This window comes from Micromonospora sp. BRA006-A, from assembly GCF_033433935.1.
Taxonomy (GTDB): Bacteria; Actinomycetota; Actinomycetes; order Mycobacteriales; family Micromonosporaceae; genus Micromonospora; species Micromonospora aurantiaca.
In genome coordinates this window covers 4,703,287-4,721,140 of sequence record NZ_JANCLW010000001.1, presented here as the reverse complement: position 1 = coordinate 4,721,140, position 17,854 = coordinate 4,703,287, and the positions used below count along the sequence as shown (strand labels likewise).

21 protein-coding genes are annotated in these 17,854 nt (G+C 74.5%); 15 read left to right on the top strand and 6 right to left on the bottom strand.

What is annotated here, in order from left to right; all coding sequences use genetic code 11:
- Positions 1-105: 105 nt before the first annotated feature.
- The gene (locus NMK34_RS21340; protein ID WP_412098961.1) at positions 106-858 is read left to right on the top strand and encodes a DUF2567 domain-containing protein; all 753 of its coding nucleotides are present in this window, start codon (positions 106-108) and stop codon (positions 856-858) included.
- On the opposite strand, the gene NMK34_RS21335 is transcribed toward NMK34_RS21340, so the two are convergent.
- A complete protein-coding gene (locus NMK34_RS21335; protein ID WP_318334912.1) occupies positions 824-1,528 on the bottom strand; it encodes an LON peptidase substrate-binding domain-containing protein in 705 nt (234 codons plus the stop codon). The genes NMK34_RS21340 and NMK34_RS21335 overlap by 35 nt on opposite strands.
- A gap of 108 nt (positions 1,529-1,636) precedes the next feature.
- On the opposite strand from NMK34_RS21335, the gene hisD reads away from it, so the two are divergent.
- The 12 genes from hisD (at position 1,637) to hisF (ending at position 9,807) form a co-directional block, all read left to right on the top strand.
- Positions 1,637-2,962 carry a histidinol dehydrogenase gene (gene hisD, locus NMK34_RS21330; protein WP_318334911.1) on the top strand — a complete coding sequence of 442 codons (1,326 nt, stop codon included), beginning with the start codon at positions 1,637-1,639 and terminating at the stop codon, positions 2,960-2,962.
- Positions 2,959-4,032: a histidinol-phosphate transaminase gene (locus NMK34_RS21325; protein ID WP_318334910.1), complete on the top strand. Its 1,074-nt coding sequence runs from the start codon at positions 2,959-2,961 to the stop codon at positions 4,030-4,032. Before hisD ends, NMK34_RS21325 begins: the two co-directional genes overlap by 4 nt.
- Positions 4,029-4,640: an imidazoleglycerol-phosphate dehydratase HisB gene (hisB, locus tag NMK34_RS21320; protein WP_030500263.1), complete on the top strand. Its 612-nt coding sequence runs from the start codon at positions 4,029-4,031 to the stop codon at positions 4,638-4,640. Before NMK34_RS21325 ends, hisB begins: the two co-directional genes overlap by 4 nt.
- Before the next feature lie 58 nt (positions 4,641-4,698).
- Complete coding sequence (locus tag NMK34_RS21315) at positions 4,699-4,866, top strand: hypothetical protein (RefSeq protein ID WP_318334909.1); 168 nt, start codon at positions 4,699-4,701, stop codon at positions 4,864-4,866.
- Positions 4,866-5,486 carry an imidazole glycerol phosphate synthase subunit HisH gene (gene hisH, locus NMK34_RS21310; protein WP_318334908.1) on the top strand — a complete coding sequence of 207 codons (621 nt, stop codon included), beginning with the start codon at positions 4,866-4,868 and terminating at the stop codon, positions 5,484-5,486. Before NMK34_RS21315 ends, hisH begins: the two co-directional genes overlap by 1 nt.
- A 31-nt stretch (positions 5,487-5,517) precedes the next feature.
- Entirely contained in the window at positions 5,518-5,838 is a 321-nt protein-coding gene (locus tag NMK34_RS21305; RefSeq protein ID WP_318334907.1) for a hypothetical protein, read from the top strand.
- Between the two features lie 19 nt (positions 5,839-5,857).
- Positions 5,858-6,586, top strand: a complete 729-nt coding sequence (gene priA, locus NMK34_RS21300) for a bifunctional 1-(5-phosphoribosyl)-5-((5-phosphoribosylamino)methylideneamino)imidazole-4-carboxamide isomerase/phosphoribosylanthranilate isomerase PriA (RefSeq protein ID WP_318334906.1) — start codon at positions 5,858-5,860, stop codon at positions 6,584-6,586.
- Positions 6,583-6,999, top strand: a complete 417-nt coding sequence (locus tag NMK34_RS21295) for a RidA family protein (protein WP_262014612.1) — start codon at positions 6,583-6,585, stop codon at positions 6,997-6,999. The genes priA and NMK34_RS21295 overlap by 4 nt, the downstream gene beginning before the upstream one ends.
- An 82-nt stretch (positions 7,000-7,081) precedes the next feature.
- Positions 7,082-7,528, top strand: coding sequence for a MarR family transcriptional regulator (locus NMK34_RS21290; protein ID WP_318334905.1), 447 nt, complete (start codon positions 7,082-7,084; stop codon positions 7,526-7,528).
- Between the two features lies 1 nt (position 7,529).
- On the top strand, positions 7,530-7,955 hold the full coding sequence (locus NMK34_RS21285; protein WP_091045350.1) for an organic hydroperoxide resistance protein: 426 nt from the start codon (positions 7,530-7,532) through the stop codon (positions 7,953-7,955).
- On the top strand, positions 7,952-8,953 hold the full coding sequence (locus NMK34_RS21280; RefSeq protein WP_318334904.1) for an NADP-dependent oxidoreductase: 1,002 nt from the start codon (positions 7,952-7,954) through the stop codon (positions 8,951-8,953). The genes NMK34_RS21285 and NMK34_RS21280 overlap by 4 nt, the downstream gene beginning before the upstream one ends.
- Before the next feature lie 86 nt (positions 8,954-9,039).
- On the top strand, positions 9,040-9,807 hold the full coding sequence (gene hisF, locus NMK34_RS21275) for an imidazole glycerol phosphate synthase subunit HisF (protein WP_013287573.1): 768 nt from the start codon (positions 9,040-9,042) through the stop codon (positions 9,805-9,807).
- Positions 9,808-9,815: 8 nt separating this feature from the next.
- On the opposite strand, the gene NMK34_RS21270 is transcribed toward hisF, so the two are convergent.
- On the bottom strand, positions 9,816-10,277 hold the full coding sequence (locus NMK34_RS21270) for a hypothetical protein (protein WP_128137455.1): 462 nt from the start codon (positions 10,275-10,277) through the stop codon (positions 9,816-9,818).
- 116 nt (positions 10,278-10,393) lie between these two features.
- Positions 10,394-11,029 carry a YczE/YyaS/YitT family protein gene (locus tag NMK34_RS21265; protein ID WP_135241259.1) on the bottom strand — a complete coding sequence of 212 codons (636 nt, stop codon included), beginning with the start codon at positions 11,027-11,029 and terminating at the stop codon, positions 10,394-10,396.
- Between the two features lie 59 nt (positions 11,030-11,088).
- Between NMK34_RS21265 and NMK34_RS21260 the strand changes: the two genes are divergently transcribed.
- Both NMK34_RS21260 and NMK34_RS21255 read left to right on the top strand, forming a co-directional pair.
- Complete coding sequence (locus tag NMK34_RS21260; protein ID WP_318334903.1) at positions 11,089-12,540, top strand: PLP-dependent aminotransferase family protein; 1,452 nt, start codon at positions 11,089-11,091, stop codon at positions 12,538-12,540.
- A 114-nt stretch (positions 12,541-12,654) separates the two neighbouring features.
- Entirely contained in the window at positions 12,655-13,926 is a 1,272-nt protein-coding gene (locus NMK34_RS21255; RefSeq protein WP_318336392.1) for a low temperature requirement protein A, read from the top strand.
- Positions 13,927-13,989: 63 nt separating this feature from the next.
- On the opposite strand, the gene NMK34_RS21250 is transcribed toward NMK34_RS21255, so the two are convergent.
- The 3 genes from NMK34_RS21250 to NMK34_RS21240 all read right to left on the bottom strand — a co-directional run bounded on the left by NMK34_RS21250 (position 13,990) and on the right by NMK34_RS21240 (position 17,663).
- On the bottom strand, positions 13,990-15,816 hold the full coding sequence (locus NMK34_RS21250) for a long-chain fatty acid--CoA ligase (RefSeq protein ID WP_318334902.1): 1,827 nt from the start codon (positions 15,814-15,816) through the stop codon (positions 13,990-13,992).
- Between the two features lie 138 nt (positions 15,817-15,954).
- Entirely contained in the window at positions 15,955-16,905 is a 951-nt protein-coding gene (locus tag NMK34_RS21245; protein ID WP_318334901.1) for a terpene synthase family protein, read from the bottom strand.
- A gap of 128 nt (positions 16,906-17,033) precedes the next feature.
- The gene (locus NMK34_RS21240; protein ID WP_318334900.1) at positions 17,034-17,663 is read right to left on the bottom strand and encodes a TIGR03085 family metal-binding protein; all 630 of its coding nucleotides are present in this window, start codon (positions 17,661-17,663) and stop codon (positions 17,034-17,036) included.
- Positions 17,664-17,854: the final 191 nt, after the last annotated feature.

Genomic DNA, 17,854 nt, shown 5'->3' with positions numbered 1-17,854 from the left:
GAGCGGGCGCGCGAGCGCACCGACGGCACCGACGCGCGTACCGGCGACGCCCCGCGGCCGGGCGAGGCCCCGCGGCCCGGCGACGCTTCGCGGCCCGGCGGCGACGTGTGGCCCGAGCACGCTCAGCCGCCCGGCTGGCCCGGCGGCCTGCCGGTACCCGCCGGCACGCCGGTCACCGCGCCGGGCGCCGACCCGCTCGCCGGATACCCCGGCGTGGTGGCGGAGCTACCCGGCGCCGGCGCCACCCGGTCCGGCCGCCCGCTGCTCACCACGCTCGGCGTGATCGCGCTGCTCACCGCGCTCGGCGCGCCGCTGGGCCTGCTGTGGGCGTGGGCGGCGCCCGCCACCCCGGTCCGGCAGACCGCCGCCGGCACGGTCTACGCGACCACGCAGCCGGAGCAGCCGATCGCCGCGGACGGCTGGTTCAGCCTCCTGACGCTCGGCTTCGGCGTGCTCGCCGCGATCGCCCTGTGGGTGCTGCTGCGACGCCGGCGCGGCCCGGCCGGCCTGCTCGCGGTGACGCTGGGCGGTCTCGGCGCGGCGGTGGTGGCCTGGCAGGTCGGCCGCCGGATCGGGCTGTCGACGTTCCAGCGGCTGGTGGAGACCGCGCCGCCGGGCACCGCCTTCACCAAGCCCGTCGACCTGCGTGCCGGCGGCGTCGACTGGTACGGCCCGCTTCCGGTGCCGCACGGGAACCTGCTGCTCGCCGCGTTCGGCGCCGCCGTCACGTACACGCTGCTGGCGGGCTGGTCGCGGTGGCCGTCGCTGCGGCCGGAGCCGGAGCCCGACGCGGCCTGGCCGCCGCCCCCGCCCCCGCCCGGGTTCAGTTCGGCGCCGGGGGACCAGCCAGCTCGCTGAGCGGCACCGGTACCGCGCGCACCTGCCGCAGCAACGCCGTCTCCCGGTTGAGCAGACGCAGCTCGGCGCGCAGCCGCCCGGCCGTGTCGTCGGCGGCGAGCAGCCGCTGCCGGTCGGCGACGGTCAGCGCGGCGGTCGCGGCGACCAGGTGCGACAGGACCGTCGGATCCTCCGGCAGCTGCTCGGTGATCTCCTGCTGGTCCGGCCGGATCAGGCCGAGATATCGCCGGAACACCGAGATCACCCGGGCCGCCAGCAGGTCGGAGACCTCGTCCGGGCCGTCCGGCTCGGGCAGCCACTCCACCTCGGCGGTGAGGTAGGGCTCGGCGGAGTCGTCCACCCCGGCGACCCGGAAGCGCCGCCGCCCGACCGTGACGATGTCGAAGCCGCCGTCGGCCAGCTCGGTGACCTGCCGCAGCTCGGCGGTGCAGCCGACCTCGTGCAGCGTGACGTCGCCGCCGGCCGGCCCGGAACGCCCCGGCGGCCCGGCCGGCGCGACCTCCCAGCCGGCCTGGATCGCCACCACGCCGAACTCGCGCGGCGCGCCCTCGGGCAGGCCCACGAGGTGGCGCACCAGCGCCTTGTAGCGCTCCTCGAAGATGTGCAGCGGAAGGACCAGCCCGGGGAAGAGGACGGTCCCGAGCGGGAACACCGGCAGCCGTGCGCTCACGTGATCGAGCGTATCCCCAACCTGCCCGCCCGCGCGTGTCCCGGCTCACCGTCCCGGCGTGCGGGCGGGCCCGGCCGGTGACACCGGCGGCAGCCTAGACTCGCAGGCGTGCTGAATCGGATCGACCTGCGCGGCGGGACCCGTGACCCGCGCCGCCTGCTGCCCCGTGCCCAGCTCGACGTCTCCGTGGCGGTCGAGCGGATCCGCCCGCTCGTGGAGGCGGTCCGGGACCATGGGTACCCGGCGATCCGGGAGGCGAGCGAACGGTTCGACGGCGTCTCGCCGGAGCGGCTGCGGGTGCCGGTCGAGACGATCCGCGCCGCCGAGGACGAGCTGGACCCGCAGGTCCGCGCCGCGCTGCTGGAGTCGATCACCCGGGCCCGCAAGGTCCACGCCGACCAGCGCCGCACCGACCACACCACGACTGTGATGCCCGGCGGCACGGTGACCGAGCGGTGGGTGCCTGTCGACCGGGTCGGCCTGTACGTCCCCGGCGGCCTGGCCATGTACCCGTCGACGGTGGTGATGAACGTGGTCCCGGCCCAGGCGGCCGGGGTGCGCTCGCTGGTGGTGGTGAGCCCGCCGCAGAAGGACAACGACGGCCTGCCGGACCGCCGGGTCCTCGCGGCCTGCGCGCTGCTCGGCGTGGACGAGGTGTACGCGGTCGGAGGCGCCCAGGCGGTCGCCATGCTCGCGTACGGCGCGGGCGTCGACCCGGCCGGCGACGAGCGCTGCGAGCCGGTCGACATGATCACCGGCCCGGGCAACATCTGGGTCACCGCCGCGAAGCGGCTGCTGCGCGGCGTGGTCGGCATCGACGCCGAGGCCGGCCCGACCGAGATCGCGATCCTGGCCGACGACACCGCCGACCCGGCGCACGTCGCCGCCGACCTGATCAGCCAGGCCGAGCACGACCCGCTCGCCGCGAGCGTGCTCGTCACCCCGTCCACGGCGCTGGCCGACGCGGTCGACGCGGAGCTGGCCCGGCAGGCGCCGGCGGCCAAGCACGCCGAGCGGATCGGCACCGCGCTGCGCGGCGAGCAGAGCGGCGTCGTCCTGGTCGACGACCTGGAGGCCGGGCTGCGGGTGGTCGACGCGTACGCGGCCGAGCACCTGGAGATCCAGACCGAGAACGCCCGCGAGTGGGCGCTGCGGGTCCGCAACGCCGGGGCGGTGTTCGTGGGCGCCTGGTCGCCGGTGTCGCTCGGCGACTACTGCGCGGGCTCCAACCACGTGCTGCCCACCGGCGGCTGCGCCCGGCACTCCTCCGGGCTGTCCGTGCAGTCCTTCCTGCGCGGCGTGCACCTGGTCGAATACACGCGGGACGCGCTGCGCGAGGTGGCGCCGCACGTGGTCACGCTGGCGACCGTGGAGGACCTGCCCGCGCACGGCCAGGCGGTCAGCGTCCGGTTCCCCGCGGGCGGGGCGTCGTGACCACGCTCGACGACCTGCCGATCCGCGACGACCTGCGCGGGCGGACGCCGTACGGGGCGCCGCAGCTCGACGTGCCGGTGCGGCTGAACACCAACGAGAACTCCTACCCGGTGCCCGAGCCGGTGGTGGAGGCGATCGGCAAGGCGGTCGCCGCCGAGCTGCGGGACCTCAACCGCTACCCGGACCGGGACGCGGTGGCGCTGCGCGCCGACCTGGCCGCCTATCTGGGACACGGGCTCACCGCCGAGCACGTGTGGGCGGCGAACGGCTCCAACGAGATCCAGCAGCAGTTGCTCCAGGCGTTCGCCGGTCCCGGGCGCACCGCGCTCGGCTTCACCCCGGCGTACTCGATGCACCCGCTGCTGGCGCTCGGCACCGGCACCCGGTGGGTGCCCGCCCGGCGCGGCGAGGACTTCGGGCTCACCGCCGGCGAGGCGGTGGCCCAGGTCCGCGAGCACCGGCCGGACGTGGTGTTCCTCTGCTCGCCGAACAACCCGACGGGCACCTCGCTCGACCCGGCAGTGGTCGCCGCCGTGCTGGACGAGGCACCGGGCATGGTGATCGTCGACGAGGCGTACGCCGAGTTCGCCAGGCCCGGCACGGTGAGCGCGCTCGCGGTGCTGCCCGGTCACCCGCGGCTGGTGGTGACCCGCACCATGAGCAAGGCGTTCGGCTTCGCCGGCGGGCGGCTCGGCTACCTGGCCGCCGACCCGGCGGTGGTGGACGCGGTGCAGCTGGTCCGGCTGCCGTACCACCTGTCCGCGCTCACCCAGGCCGCCGCCCGCGCGGCGCTGGCGCACCGCGACGCCCTGCTTGGCACCGTGGCCGCGATCATGCAGCAGCGGGACCGGATCGTCGCCGAGCTGCGCGCCCGGGGCCACCGGGTGGCCGACAGCGACGCCAACTTCGTGCTGTTCGCCGTCGAGGGGGACCAGGCGGTGGCCTGGCGTACCCTGCTCGATGCCGGCGTGCTCGTGCGCGACGTCGGCCTGCCCGGCTGGCTGCGCGTCACCGCCGGAACCCCGACCGAGACCGACGCCTTCCTCACCGCGATGGAGAACGTTTCATGAGCCGGATCGCCCGGATCGAGCGGGTCACAAACGAGACGAAGGTGCTCGTCGAGATCGACCTCGACGGCACCGGCAAGGCCGACATCGAGACCGGCGTCGGCTTCTACGACCACATGCTCAACCAGATCGCCCGGCACGGCGGCTTCGACCTGACCGTGCACACCGTCGGCGACCTGGAGATCGACGCGCACCACACGATGGAGGACACCGCGCTCGCGCTGGGGGCCGCGTTCGACCGGGCGCTGGGCGACAAGGCCGGCATCCGGCGGTACGGCTCGGCCACCGTCCCGATGGACGAGGTGCTGGTCCGGGCGGCCGTCGACCTGTCCGGCCGCCCGTACGTGGTGCACGACGAGCCGGCGCTGGCCCCGTACATCGGTCCGGTCTACCCGACCAGCATGACCCGGCACATCTGGGAGTCGTTCGGCCAGTCGGCCCGGATCACGCTGCACGTGGACGTGCTGCGCGCGGCCCGTCCCGGCGGCCACCCGGACGCGCACCACGTGGTCGAGGCGCAGTTCAAGGCCGTCTCCCGCGCGCTGCGCGAGGCCACCGCGCTGGACCCGCGTAACGCGGGTGTGGTGCCGTCCACGAAGGGCGCTCTCTGATGAGCGCGAGGAACGCAGCGCAGCGGAGTCCCGCAGTCGCGAATGAAGGCGGGCTCTGATGAAGGTGCTGCCCACTCTTCTGTTGATCGTGGCCGGCCTGCTGGTCGGCGGGACGTGGTCGCTGCTCAAGCAGGGCGCGCCGCGCGCCGCCGTGGTGATCACCGGCCTGCTGGCGCTGCTGGCGACCGCCGCCGGGGTGCTCTGGCTGCTGCCGGGGGAGGGCTGATGGCACGGGTGGTGGTGCTCGACTACGGCTCGGGCAACCTGCGGTCGGCCGAGCGCGCGGTGGCGCGGGCCGGCGCCGAGGTGACAGTCACCGACGACCTGGACGCCGCCGCGTCCGCGGACGGCCTGGTGGTGCCGGGGGTGGGTGCGTTCGCCGCGTGCATGGCCGGGATCGAGGCGCTGGGCGCCGGGCCGGTCATCGCCGACCGGGTCGCCGCCGGGCGGCCGGTGCTGGGCATCTGCGTCGGTATGCAGATCCTCTTCGGGCACGGCGAGGAGCACGGCGTGGTCACCAAGGGGCTGGGGCTGCTGCCCGGCGGGGTGACCCGGCTGCCCGCGCGGCGGCTGCCGCACATGGGCTGGAACACCGTGCGCCCGCCGGCCGGCTCGACGCTGTTCGCCGGGTTGCCCGAGGGCACCCGGTTCTACTTCGTCCACTCCTACGGGGTGACCGACCCGGCGGCGCTGACCGAGGCGGGCGCCACGGTGACCACCGCGCACCACGGCGCGGACTTCGTCGCGGCGGTGGAGCGGGGGCCGCTCTCGGCCGCGCAGTTCCACCCGGAGAAGTCCGCCGACGCCGGGGCCGCGCTGCTGCGCAACTGGCTCGGCACGCTGTGACCGGCCCGCTGCCGGGCACGCGGGCGTCCGCGTGAGCAAGGAGCGGGCCCGCCGCCGCGCGGCGCGCGAGGCCGAGCAGGAGCGGGCGCGCGCCGTCCGCGCCCGCCGGGTGGCACGCCGGGAGCGGCGTCGTTCCCTGGTACGCCGGTTGACGCCGTCGCTGCGGCGTGGCCGTACCGGCCGGCTGCGCCGGCACACCCGCCGCGAGCGGGCGACGATCCTGGTGCTCACCGCCGTGGCGGTGGTGGCCATCTGGAGTCTGGTCGACGACCTCGCGCTGCGGCTGGTGCTGGTCGTGTTGTTGTTGCTGGTCCTGCCCGCGATCGTGGTGATCGCGCTGGACCGTCGTTGAGGATCCGAGGAGAGAAGCGTTGAGCCTCACCCTGTTGCCCGCCGTGGACGTCGCCGACGGCCAGGCCGTCCGGCTCGTGCAGGGCGCCGCCGGTAGCGAGACCGCGTACGGCGACCCGCTGGACGCGGCTCTGGCCTGGCAGTCCGACGGCGCGGAGTGGATCCACCTGGTGGACCTGGACGCCGCGTTCGGGCGGGGTTCCAACGCCGCACTGCTCGCCGAGGTGGTCGGCAAGCTGGACGTGAAGGTGGAGCTGTCCGGCGGTATCCGCGACGACGAGTCGCTGCGGGCGGCGCTCGGCACCGGGGCGGCCCGGGTCAACATCGGCACCGCCGCGCTGGAGGATCCGCAGTGGTGCGACCGGATCTGCGGCGAGTACGGCGACCGCGTGGCGATCGGGCTGGACGTGCGCGGCCGTACCCTGTCGGCGCGCGGCTGGACCCGCGACGGCGGTGACCTGTACGAGGTGCTGGCCCGGCTGGACGCCGCGGGCGCGGCGCGGTACGTGGTCACGGACATCACCAAGGACGGCACCATGCGCGGGCCGAACCTGGACCTGCTGCGCGAGGTGTGTGCCCGCACCGACGCCCCGGTGATCGCCTCCGGTGGTGTGTCCACGCTGGGCGACCTGCGGGCGCTCGCCACGCTGGAGCCGGTGGGGGTGGAGGGCGTGATCGCCGGCAAGGCGCTCTACGCGGGCGCGTTCACCGTCGCCGAGGCGCTGGCGACGCTGCGGGCCGGCGCGTGACGGCCGAGCCGTCCGCCGACGCCGGGGTGGTGACCCGGCTCGGCTCGGGCGGCCCGTGGGAGGCGCTCTACGGCTACTCGCGGGTGGTCCGGGCGGGTTCGCTGGCGATCACGGCCGGCTGCACCTCCACGGTGGACGGCCGGGTGGCGCACGCCGGTGACGCGGCGGCGCAGACCGCGCAGGCGATCCGGATCGGCCTGGACGCGCTGGCCGAGGTCGGCGCCGGGCCGGGGGACGTGGTGCGGACCCGGATGTACGTGACGGACCGGATCTTCGCCGACGAGGTGGGCCGGGCGCACAACGCGGTGTTCGGCCCGGTGCGCCCGGTCGCCACGATGGTGGTGGTGGCCGGGCTGATCGACCCGGATCTCCTGGTCGAGGTCGAGCTGGAGGCGTACCTCCCGGAGCGCTGACCGGTGCCCGGGTGACCGGCGCCGCATCGTTCCGCGGCCCGATAAGTTGTGCACAACTTGATTGCACGCTACCGTTCTGGGCGTGACCGATGATCTGGTACTGCGCCGGCAGGTGTGCTTCGCGCTCTACGCGGCGTCGCGCGCCCTGACCGACGTCTACCGGCCCATCCTCGACGAGCACGGCCTGACCTACCCGCAGTACCTGGTGCTGCTGGTGCTCTGGGAGCACGACGACGACGCCCCCACGGTCTCCGAGCTCGGCGCCGCGCTCCGGCTCGACTCCGGCACGCTCTCCCCGCTGCTCAAGCGGCTGGAGGCGGCCGGTCTGGTGGTGCGTACCCGATCGGCGGCGGATGAGCGCCGGGTCGAGGTGGGCCTCACCGACCGGGGCCGGGCGCTGCGGGAGCGGATGGGTGACGTGCCGCGCCGGGTGGCCACCGCCACCGGGCTCTCCGAGGAGGAGCTGGTCTTCCTCCACGGCATCCTCACCCGGGTCACCGAGACGATCCACCGACAGAAGGAGCAGTGACATGCAGGTGCTCTACACCGCCTCCGCCCGCGCCACCGGCGACGGCCGCGACGGTCACGTCCGGACCTCCGACGGCACGGTCGAGCTGGACCTCGCCGTACCGAAGGAGATGGGTGGCGCAGGTGGCGCGGCCAACCCGGAGCAGCTCTTCGCGGCCGGCTACGCGGCCTGCTTCCACTCCGCGCTGCGCGTGGTGGCCCGCCAGGCCAAGGCGGACGTCTCCGGCTCCGTCGTGGAGGCCGAGGTGGGCATCGGCCCGAACGGCAGCGGCGGTTACGGCCTGGCCGTGACGCTCGTGGTGGACCTGCCGGCGGTCGAGCGCGCCGCCGCCGAGCAGCTCGTCGACGCGGCCCACCAGGTCTGCCCCTACTCCAACGCGACCCGTGGCAACGTCGAGGTGACCCGCACGGTCCGTGAGGCCCGATGAGCGGGACGAACCGGGAGATCCATCTGGCGTCCCGGCCGGAGGGCTGGCCGACGCCGGAGAACTTCCGGCTGGTCACCAGCGAGGTGCCGACGCCCGGCCCGGGACAGGTGGTGGTCCGCAACCGGTTCATGTCCGTCGATCCGTACATGCGCGGGCGGATGAACGACGTCAAGTCGTACGTGCCGCCGTTCGCGCTCGACGCCCCGCTGGACGGCGGCGCGATCGGTGAGGTCGTGGCCGGCGAGGCCGGTGGCGTCAAGCCCGGCGACACCGTGCTGCACGGGCTCGGCTGGCGCGAGTACGCGCTGGTGGATGCCAAGGGCGTGCGCAAGGTCGACCCCGGCCTGGCGCCGGTCACCGCGTACCTGGGCGTGCTCGGCATGACCGGGCTGACCGCGTACGCCGGGTTGCTGGACGTGGCGGCGATGAAGCCGGGGGAGACGGTGTTCGTCTCCGGCGCGGCCGGCGCGGTCGGCAGCATGGTCGGCCAGATCGCGAAGCTGCGCGGCGCCGGCCGGGTGATCGGCAGCGCCGGTTCCGCGGCGAAGGTGGAACGGCTCACCGCGCTGGGCTTCGACGCCGCCTTCGACTACCACGACGGCCCGGTGTCCAAGCAGCTGCGGGCCGCCGCCCCGGACGGCGTCGACGTGTACTTCGACAACGTCGGGGGCGACCACCTGGAGGCCGCGATCGGGGCGATGAACCTGCACGGCCGAGCAGCCATCTGCGGCATGATCGCGCAGTACAACGCCACCGAGCCGCCCGCCGCGCCGCGCAACCTGGCGCTGGTGATCGGCAAGCGGCTGACGCTGCGCGGCTTCCTCGTCGGTGACCACGGTCACCTGCGGGAGCAGTTCGTGCAGGAGGTGGCGGGCTGGCTGCGCGAGGGCCGGCTGTCGTACGACGAGACGATCGTCGACGGCATCGAGCAGGCCCCGGCGGCGTTCCTCGGCCTGCTGCGCGGCGAGAATCTCGGCAAGATGCTGGTCCGTCTCTGACCGGCGCGAACGCGCACCACAGCGGGCGGTGGTGACCGGCCTCACCGGCGGGTCACCACCGCCCGCGCGTTCGTTAGGCTCGGGGCATGACGGTGGCGGTACGGGTCATCCCGTGTCTGGACGTGGACGCCGGGCGCGTGGTCAAGGGGGTCAACTTCCTCGACCTGCGTGACGCCGGCGACCCGGTGGAGCTGGCGGCGGCGTACGACCGGGCCGGCGCGGACGAGCTGACCTTCCTCGACGTCACCGCCTCGTCCAGCGACCGGGGCACCATGCTCGACGTGGTGCGGCGCACCGCCGAGTCGGTCTTCATCCCGCTCACCGTCGGCGGCGGCGTCCGCCGGGTCGCCGACGTCGACACGCTGCTGCGCGCCGGGGCGGACAAGGTCGGCGTGAACACCGCCGCCATCGCCCGGCCGGAGCTGATCGCCGAGATCGCCGACCGGTTCGGCCGGCAGGTCCTGGTGCTCTCGCTGGACGTGCGCCGCGCCCCGGACGGCACGACCCCGAGCGGCTTCGAGGTGACCACGCACGGCGGCCGCCGGGGCACCGGGCTGGACGCTGTCGAGTGGGCGGCGCGCGGCGCCGAGCTGGGCGCGGGCGAGATCCTGCTCAACTCGATGGACGCCGACGGCACGAAGGCCGGGTTCGACCTGCCGCTGATCCAGGCGGTCCGCGAGGTGGTCGACGTGCCGGTGATCGCCAGCGGCGGCGCGGGCGAGGTGGCCCACTTCCCGCCGGCCGTCGGGGCGGGGGCGGACGCGGTGCTCGCGGCGAGCGTCTTCCACTTCGGCGAACTGACAGTCGGCGAGGTCAAGGACGCGTTGCGCGGCGCCGGGCACCCGGTGCGCTGAGCCGGTGGTCACTGCCGGCCGGAGTGCCCCTCGGGGGATCGGCGCGGCATCGGGATCGACCGGACCACGTACTCCTGCACGGCGGCGGCGTGGTCGTCCTCGGCGAGCTGCCACTCGGACTCGGCGGGCGGGTGCCGCCGGGTCAGCACGCCCTGCACCGTGTCCACCGTGGTGCCGAGCCCGGCGCTGGGCCGGGTGCGCCAGAGCCGCTCACCGTCCGGGGTGACCCGGAACCAGCCGTCGGCGACGCTGACCAGGCCCGCACCGACCAGCCGCCGGACCGCGCCCTCCACCTCGTGCCGTTCCGGGATTGCCTGGTTGAGGTGGTCGGCGGTGGAGAGGACGTCGGCCAGCCGTACGCCTTCGGGGCGACGTGTCGCGGCGGCCCGCCGGTGCCGGCCGGCGCCACTGGCGATGACAAGCGCGACGAAGATCCAGGCGTCGCTCCAACGCCATCCGTTCTCCCCCATGCAGGAATGATGCCCGGCCGCGACGGCGGAGGAAACACCTGGTTTCCCGGTTGTGTGTCGTCGCAGCTCAGCGCGTTGCGGGTTGGACCGGGCCGTGGCGGTCGGCCCGGCTGCGCTCACGTAGCGTAGGCACCGGCCGCCGGTCGTGCGGGCAGCGCGAAGACCGGGATGAAGAACTGGGCCAGCGGGCCGATGGTCAGCGCGTACGCCACGGTGCCGAGGCCGACGGTGCCGCCGAGCAGCCAGCCGAGCGCCAGCACGGTGACCTCGATGACGGTGCGGACCAGCCGGACCGAGAACCGGGGGTGGCGGGCGACGAAGCCGGTCATCAGCCCGTCGCGCGGGCCGGGGCCGAGCCCGGCGCCGAGGTAGAGGCCGGTGGCGGCCCCGTTGGCGACGATACCGGCGACGAGCAGCGCGACCCGGGCCGGCATGCCCTCCCCGGGCGGCAGTACGGCCAGGGTGGCGTCGACGACCAGCCCGATCACCACGACGTTGCTGACCGTGCCGAGGCCGGGCCGCTGCCGCAGCGGGATCCAGAGCAGCAGCACGAGGGCGCCGACGGCGATGGTGACGGTCCCGAAGGACAGGCCGGTCTGCCGGGCCAGCCCCTGGTGGAACACGTCCCACGGGTCCAGCCCCAGCTCCGAGCGGATCATCAGCGCCATGCTCACGCCGTAGAGGACCAGCCCGGCGTAGAGCTGGGTGAGCCGTCGCGCCGGCCGGTGCCGGAGATTGCCAAGCTGTGCCATGCATGCCACCCTAGGGGCCAATCGTGGTCCTCAAGCGTGCCAATTTTGGGGGTGTGGCTATGACCAGTCAGGTGCGCGGCGTCCAATTGGCGCGGCTCCTCGGCCAGTGGCATGCCCTGCCGGGCCGCCGCCGCAGCCCCGACTACGCCGCGCTCGCCGGCGCCGTCCGCGGGTTGCTCGCCGACGGGCGGCTCCCCCTCGGGGTACGCCTGCCGGCCGAGCGGGAACTGGCCGAGGCGCTGCGGATCAGCCGCACCACTGTCACCGCCGCGTACCGGGAACTGCGGGAGAGCGGCCACCTGGCCAGCCGCCGGGGTGCGGGGAGCTGGACCATGCTGCCCGGCGGGCACCGGGTGGCCAGCACCGGGCTGTGGACGCCGCTCGACGACCGCGACATGATCGACCTCGGCGTGGCCGCGCTGTCCGCGCCCCCGCAGCTCGTCCCGGCCGCCCGGGCCGCGGCCGAGGACCTGCCCCGCTACCTCGGCGGCGCCGGCTACCACCCGACCGGCATCATCGAGCTGCGCGAGGCGGTGGCCCGCGCGTACACCGACCGGGGACTGCCCACCAGCCCGGAGCAGATCATGGTCACCAGTGGCACCCAGCACGCGCTGGACCTGGTGCTGCGGCTGGCCCTGTCGCCCGGCGGCGGCGTGCTCGTCGAGTCGCCCACCTACCCCAACGCGCTGGCCGCGCTGTCCGCCCGCCGGGCCCGGATCGCCACGCACGGCCTGTCCGACGAGGGCTGGGACGCCGAACTGCTGCTCGGCAGCCTCCGGCAGACCCGGCCGAAGCTCGCGTACGTGATCCCCGAGTTCCAGAACCCGACCGGCCACCTGATGGCCGCAGACCTGCGCGAACGGCTGGTCGGCGCGGCCCACGCGGCCGGCACCGACCTGGTGGTCGACGAGTCCTTCGTCGACCTGCCACTGGACGACACCACGCTGCCGCCGCCGGTGGCCGTCTTCGACAGGCACTCCCGGGTGATCAGCATCGGCGGCATGAGCAAGCCCTACTGGGGCGGGCTGCGGATCGGCTGGGTCCGCGCCTCCGCGCCCCAGGTGCAGCGGCTGGCCGCGGCCCGGGTCGGGGTGGACATGGCCAGCCCGGTGCTCGACCAGCTCGTCGCCGTGCACCTGCTCACCGAGGCGCCGGCCATCGTGGCGGCCCGCCGGGCGCAGCTCGTCGCCCAGCGGGACGCCCTGGTCGCCGCGCTCGCCGACCGGCTGCCCGACTGGCGGGTACGCGTGCCGAGCGGCGGCGTCACGCTCTGGGCCGAGCTGGACGGCCCGATCTCCAGCGCGCTGGCTCGCGCGGCCGAGGAGGTCGGCGTACGGCTGGCGCCCGGACCCCGGTTCGGCCTGGACGGGACGCTCGAACGCTTCCTGCGGCTGCCCTTCACGCTGCCCGCCGACGAACTGGTGGAGGCGGTCGGGCGCCTCGCCGCGGTCCGCTACGACCTGGACCGGACCAGCCGGCCGCAGTGGCGGGAGCCGAGCGTCATCGCCTGACCCGGCCCGGCCGCCCGATCCGGTGGTGATCGGCCCGAAGTGCGGCTCCGGGCCGTCCGGTGCCCGCAGACTGCCCGGGTGGGGAACGGGAGGGGAGTCCGGCGGTCGTGGACCGTGCGGTCCGCCGCCCCGGGATCCCGCACCACCCGGCTGGAACTCTTCTACGACCTGGTCTTCGTCTTCGCGTTCCTGAACGTCACCACGCTCACCGCCTCGGAGCTCACGCCGGCCAACCTCTACCGCTTCCTGCTGGTGCTGGCGCTGCTCTGGTGGTCGTGGACCGGCTTCGCCCGGATGGGCAACTTCTTCCGCGCCGACCAGGGTGTGCTGCCGCTGGTCGGCTTCGTCACCGTGGCGGCGACGTTCCTGCTGGTGCTCAGCGAGCCCAGCGCGTTCGAGGATCTTCCCGGCGGGTTGCCCGGCCCGCTGGTCTTCGCCGGCTGCTACTTCGTGATCCGGATGGCCCAGCTCACCGTCTTCGGCTGGGTGGACCGCGCCGACCCGGTCCGGCGCCGCCGGCTGCTGCTGCGCGCCGCGTTCCCGGCCGCCGCCACGGTGCTGCTGGTCATCGCCGGAACCGTGCCGACGCGGCTGCCGCAGGAGCGGTTCGCGATCCCGCTGCAACTGGCGCTCTGGACGCTGGCGCTGCTCGTCGAGTACGTCGGCGGGGTGACGCTCGCCCGCCAGTGGTGGGTGGTGGTCTCGGCCGGGCATTGGGCCGAACGGCACGCGCTGATCGTGCTGGTCGCGCTCGGTGAGTCGATCATCGCCCTCGGCTTCGGCCCGAAGCACGGGCTGCCGCTGACCGGGCCGGTGGCGGTGTCGGCGCTGCTCGGCATCGTGGTCGTCGCGGCGCTGTGGTGGGCGTACTTCGACACGCTCGCGTTCGCGCTGGAACAGGCGCTGCACCACGCCCGGGACGAGGCCACCCGGCTCCGGTTGGCCAGGGACGTCTACACGTTCATGCACCTGCCGATGGTCGCCGGGGTCATCCTCTACGCGCTCGGCCTCAAGGACCTGCTGGCCGAGGCCGCCGACCCGGCCACGCCCACCTGGGGGCTGCCGCTGGGCGACTTCTGGGGCGCGATCCTGTTCGGCGGGGTGGCGTTGTACCTGCTCAGCCTCGCCGGGTGCTGGTGGCTCGCGCTGCGCGAGGTGCACCGGCCGTTGCTGGCCGCGGTGGTGGCGCTGGCGGTGGTCGGCCCGTTCGTCTTCCGCGTCCCGGAGCTGATCGCGCTCGGTGTGCTCGCGGTGATCACCGGTGCCGGTGTGGCCTGGGAGACGCGCCGCGAGGACGGCGTCCGGCGCCGGGTACGCCAGCTCGCGCTCGAGGAGCAGATCGCCGCCGAGGCCGAGCAGAGCCGGTGGCGGCGGGGGCACCTCTGAACGGCGTACGGCCGTGCCCCGGGACGGTGGGGCACGGCCGGCGCGGTCGTGTGGCGGTGCGGGTCACAGCTCGGCGAGCGTGCCCTCGTACATCTTGTCGATCTCCGAGGCGAAGTTCGTCTCCACGCTGCGGCGCTTGATCTTCAGCGACGGCGTGACCTCGCCGTCCTCGATGGTCAGGTCACGGGGGAGGATCGTCACCTTCTTGATCGTCTCCCAGCGGTTGAGCTTGGCGTTCAGCTCGGCCACGTACCCCTCGACCATCTCCCGTGCCTGCGGCGAGGTGACGATCGTGGTGTAGTCGCTGCCCTCCAGCGGGGTGCCGGCGGCCCAGCCCTTGATCGCGTCCGGGTCCAGCGTGACGAGCATGGTGCAGTAGTTGCGCGCCTGCCCGATCACCACCGCCTGCGAGGTGTACGGGCACACCGCCTTGAACATGCCCTCGATGTGCGACGGCGCGACGTACTTGCCGCCGGACGTCTTGACCAGGTCCTTCTTCCGGTCGGTGATGCGCAGGTAGCCCTCGTCGTCGAGCGTGCCGATGTCGCCGGTGCGGAAGAAGCCGTCCTCGGTGAACGCGGCGGCGGTCTCCTCCGGCAGGTTGTGGTAGCCGCGCATGACCGGCTTGCCGCGCAGCAGGACCTCGCCGTCGGTGTCGATCCGGCACTCCAGGTCGCCCATGGCCCGGCCCACGCTGCCGATCTTCAGCCCGTCCGGCGGGTTCACGAACGCGCCCGCGCTGGTCTCGGTCAGGCCGTAGCCCTCGGAGATGGGCAGGTTGGCGGCGGCGAAGAAGGTGGCGATCTCCTTGCTCAGCGGCGCCGCGCCGGAGACCAGCACCCGCATCCGGCCGCCGAGCCGGGCCTGGAGCTTGCTGAACACGAGCTTCTCGGCCAGCGCGTACTTCATCCGCAGCCCGGCCGGGACCGGCTTGCCGGCCTGCTCCAGCGCGACCTTCTCCTTGCCGACCGCGACGCCCCAGGCGAAGATCTTGGCCTTGGCGCCGCCGGCGCCCTGCGCGGTGGTGACCGCCTTGTTGTAGACCTTCTCGAAGACCCGGGGCGCGCCGCACATGAGCGTCGGCTGCACCACGCCGAGCAGGTCGACGAGCTTGTCCACCCGGCCGTCGACGTACGTGGGCAGGCCGACGTGGGTGGCGCCGCAGAGCAGCGTCTTGCCGAACGAGTGCGACAGCGGCAGCCACAGGTACTGCAGGTCGTCGACGCGCAGCAGGCCCAGCTCGGCCTGCGCCACGCCCTCCCAGCACCAGCCGCCGTGCAGCAGCTCCACGCCCTTCGGGCGCCCGGTGGTGCCCGAGGTGTAGATCAGCGTGGCCAGGTGGTCCGGGCCGATGCCGGCGACCAGCATGTCGATCAGGTCCGGCTCGGCGGTCAGCGCGGCGGCGCCGCGCTCCTCCAGGTCGGCCAGGGTGAGCTGCGGGACGGCCGCCGCCGGGTCGGGCGTGCCGTCGAAGAGGACCACGTGGGTCAGCGCGGGCAGGTCCGCTCCGGCGATCTTCGCCGCCTGGGCCGGGTTCTCCGCGAACAGCACCTTCGAGCCGGAGTCGGCGATGATGTAGACCGCGTCCTCGGGCTCGGTGGTGGGGTAGACGGTGGTGGTGGCACCACCGGCGCACATGATGCCGAAGTCGGCGAGCACCCAGTCCAGGCGCGTGTTGGCCAGGATCGCCACCGGGTTCTCCAGGCCGACACCGAGCCCGTGCAGCCCGGCCGCGATCGCCTTGGCGCGCTGCCCGACCTGCTCCCACGTCAGCCAGACCGGGCCCGAGTCGTCGGGTGCGGGGTGGGCGAAGGCGTGCCGGTCGGGGGAGTCCGCCACGCGCTTGAGGAACATGTCGGGTACGGAACGGTACGGTACATCGAGAGCCATCGCTGTAGCCGCCTTCAGGGGTGGAGGGACGTGACGGGGGTCACGCCGGTCTGCGGTTACCGAAGGGTATTGCGTGCACCCGGCCAGCGGCTAGCCCTGATCGGCCGAGTCGCCGGCGGTCCCGCCTGCTGGAACCGGTCAGGCGTACCGGCCGGCCGTGCGGGACCAGTCGTACGTGGCCCGGATCCAGTCCCGGCGGGTGTCCAGGAAGACCCGCATCCCCTCGTCGGCCACCGCGCTCAGCGCCGCGTCCCGCTCCGCGTACGTGGCGAGGGCCGTGTTGAACCGGTCCGCCGCCGCGTACAGCGCCGCCGTCTCGTCCTGCCCGGTCTCGCCCGCGATCGTGGTGACCAGGTTGTGCGCCTCCGGGGCGGTGCCCCGCTCCTTGCCGTAGGAGAACAGGTCGTTGCACCAGCAGACCAGGTCCGTGGCCAGCGCGTCCAGCGCGGTGAGCGCCGGCGCGACCCGCTGGTCGGCCCGGGGCGCGGACGGGCGGGCCAGGTCGGTCACCGTGAAGCTGGGGCGCACGCCGCCGGTGTGGCGGCGCATCTGCGTGTACTCGGCCACCCCCGGCACCCGGTGGCGTTCCCGGTTGGCGGCCTCCCAGAGCAGCGCCAGCAGGTACTCCCGCAACTGGCTGACCAGGCGCAGCAGGTGGGCCGGCCGGCCCCGGTCGCGGGCCCGGCGGCACAGGTCGTGCAGCCCGAGGGCGATCGGGCCGCCGTCGGCGGGCGCGGGCGCTTCCGGGTCGCCGTGCCGGTCGAGCACCGCCAGTAGCGCGGCCAGCGTGGGCGCCAGCAGCGTGGGCGTCGCGCCGAGCCCGTCGTCGTCGCAGGCGTCGTCGACCACGAACAGCCAGTTGATCAGGTCGGTGAGCATCCGCAGCCCGGCCGGCGACGCCTCGGGGCAGGCGCGTGCGGCCAGCTCCGCCGCGTGTGCACCGGCCAGTCGCCGGCGCCCGGCCTGGTCCTTGACCAGGCCGAAGTCGCGTACCCAGGCGGCGCTCTCCGCGGCCGCCACGTCGACGGCGGGGTGGCGCCGGGAGGGAAAGGGCGGCTCGTGCAGTGCCGAGAGGGCGAAGTCGCGCATCGTCGTCCCCTGTCCGCCGCCCCGTGGGGTCGGGCCGGTGCGCAGGAGCGTACGGGAGGAAGTAACCGCTATCGAAGCCGGTCCGTCCACTTTCCACAGTCAGCGAGCGACCGGCTGCACACCCTCGGTCAGAGTCCCAGCTCGGCGGTGCGCAGGCGCTCGGCGCGGTCGGCCGGGCCGTCCACCTGGACCCGGGCCACCCGCTGCCGGCCGGTGAGGAACAGCACCAGCTCGCCCGGCGCGCCGACCAGCCGCAGCCGTTCGCCGCCAGCGCCGGCCCGAAGTTCGCCGTACCCCGGTGCCTGCACCAGCACCTCGGCCGGGAACCGCCGCAGCGCCATCCGGGCCAGCAGGGACACCCGTTTCCACAGCATCGCCTGCTGCCCGGCCGGCAGATCACGCGGGTGCCAGCCCGGGCGGGCGCGCCGCACGTCCTCGTGGTGGATGAAGAACTCCATCCCGTTCGCCAGCTCGTCGGTGAGCGGGTTGCTCACCGGGCTCCACACCGGGGGGCGGCGCACCCGGGCGATCAAATCGGCGTACGGCCCGGCGGCGATCCGCCTGCGGACCGACTCGCCGTAGCCGCGCAGCGGCGGCAGCAGGATCCCGCCCGCCGCGTCCGGCCGGCGTTCCCGCACCAGCAGGTGCGCCGCCAGGTCACGGGTCGACCACCCCTCGTTCACAGTCGGTGCGTCCGGTCCCAGTTCCAGCATCAGGTCGGCGAGCGCCTCGCGCTCCGCTCGGGCGTACCGCGGCATGGCCCGATCGTAGGCCGGTCCCGGCCGATCGGCGCGCCACGCCCGGCGGGATCGGACCGCCGGATCGTTCCCGGCCGCCGTCGGCCCAGCTCCGGTGGGAACGTGACGGCGGACATATCCGGGCCGGGTCGGCGGGACCGGCCCCGAGCGGTAAGGATGGGGGAGAAAACTGTGGCTTACGGCGGGGGAGA

Bases quoted from the DNA above. Each gene is read 5' to 3' on its own strand.
- hisB (WP_030500263.1), top strand. From the start codon at position 4,029: ATGAGCCGGATCGCCCGGATCGAGCGGGTCACAAACGAGACGAAGGTG.
- NMK34_RS21315 (WP_318334909.1), top strand. From the start codon at position 4,699: ATGAAGGTGCTGCCCACTCTTCTGTTGATCGTGGCCGGCCTGCTGGTC.
- hisH (WP_318334908.1), top strand. From the start codon at position 4,866: ATGGCACGGGTGGTGGTGCTCGACTACGGCTCGGGCAACCTGCGGTCG.
- NMK34_RS21285 (WP_091045350.1), top strand. From the start codon at position 7,530: ATGCAGGTGCTCTACACCGCCTCCGCCCGCGCCACCGGCGACGGCCGC.
- NMK34_RS21280 (WP_318334904.1), top strand. From the start codon at position 7,952: ATGAGCGGGACGAACCGGGAGATCCATCTGGCGTCCCGGCCGGAGGGC.
- hisF (WP_013287573.1), top strand. From the start codon at position 9,040: ATGACGGTGGCGGTACGGGTCATCCCGTGTCTGGACGTGGACGCCGGG.
- NMK34_RS21270 (WP_128137455.1), bottom strand. From the start codon at position 10,277: ATGGGGGAGAACGGATGGCGTTGGAGCGACGCCTGGATCTTCGTCGCG.
- NMK34_RS21265 (WP_135241259.1), bottom strand. From the start codon at position 11,029: ATGGCACAGCTTGGCAATCTCCGGCACCGGCCGGCGCGACGGCTCACC.
- NMK34_RS21260 (WP_318334903.1), top strand. From the start codon at position 11,089: ATGACCAGTCAGGTGCGCGGCGTCCAATTGGCGCGGCTCCTCGGCCAG.
- NMK34_RS21250 (WP_318334902.1), bottom strand. From the start codon at position 15,816: ATGGCTCTCGATGTACCGTACCGTTCCGTACCCGACATGTTCCTCAAG.
- NMK34_RS21245 (WP_318334901.1), bottom strand. From the start codon at position 16,905: ATGCGCGACTTCGCCCTCTCGGCACTGCACGAGCCGCCCTTTCCCTCC.
- NMK34_RS21240 (WP_318334900.1), bottom strand. From the start codon at position 17,663: ATGCCGCGGTACGCCCGAGCGGAGCGCGAGGCGCTCGCCGACCTGATG.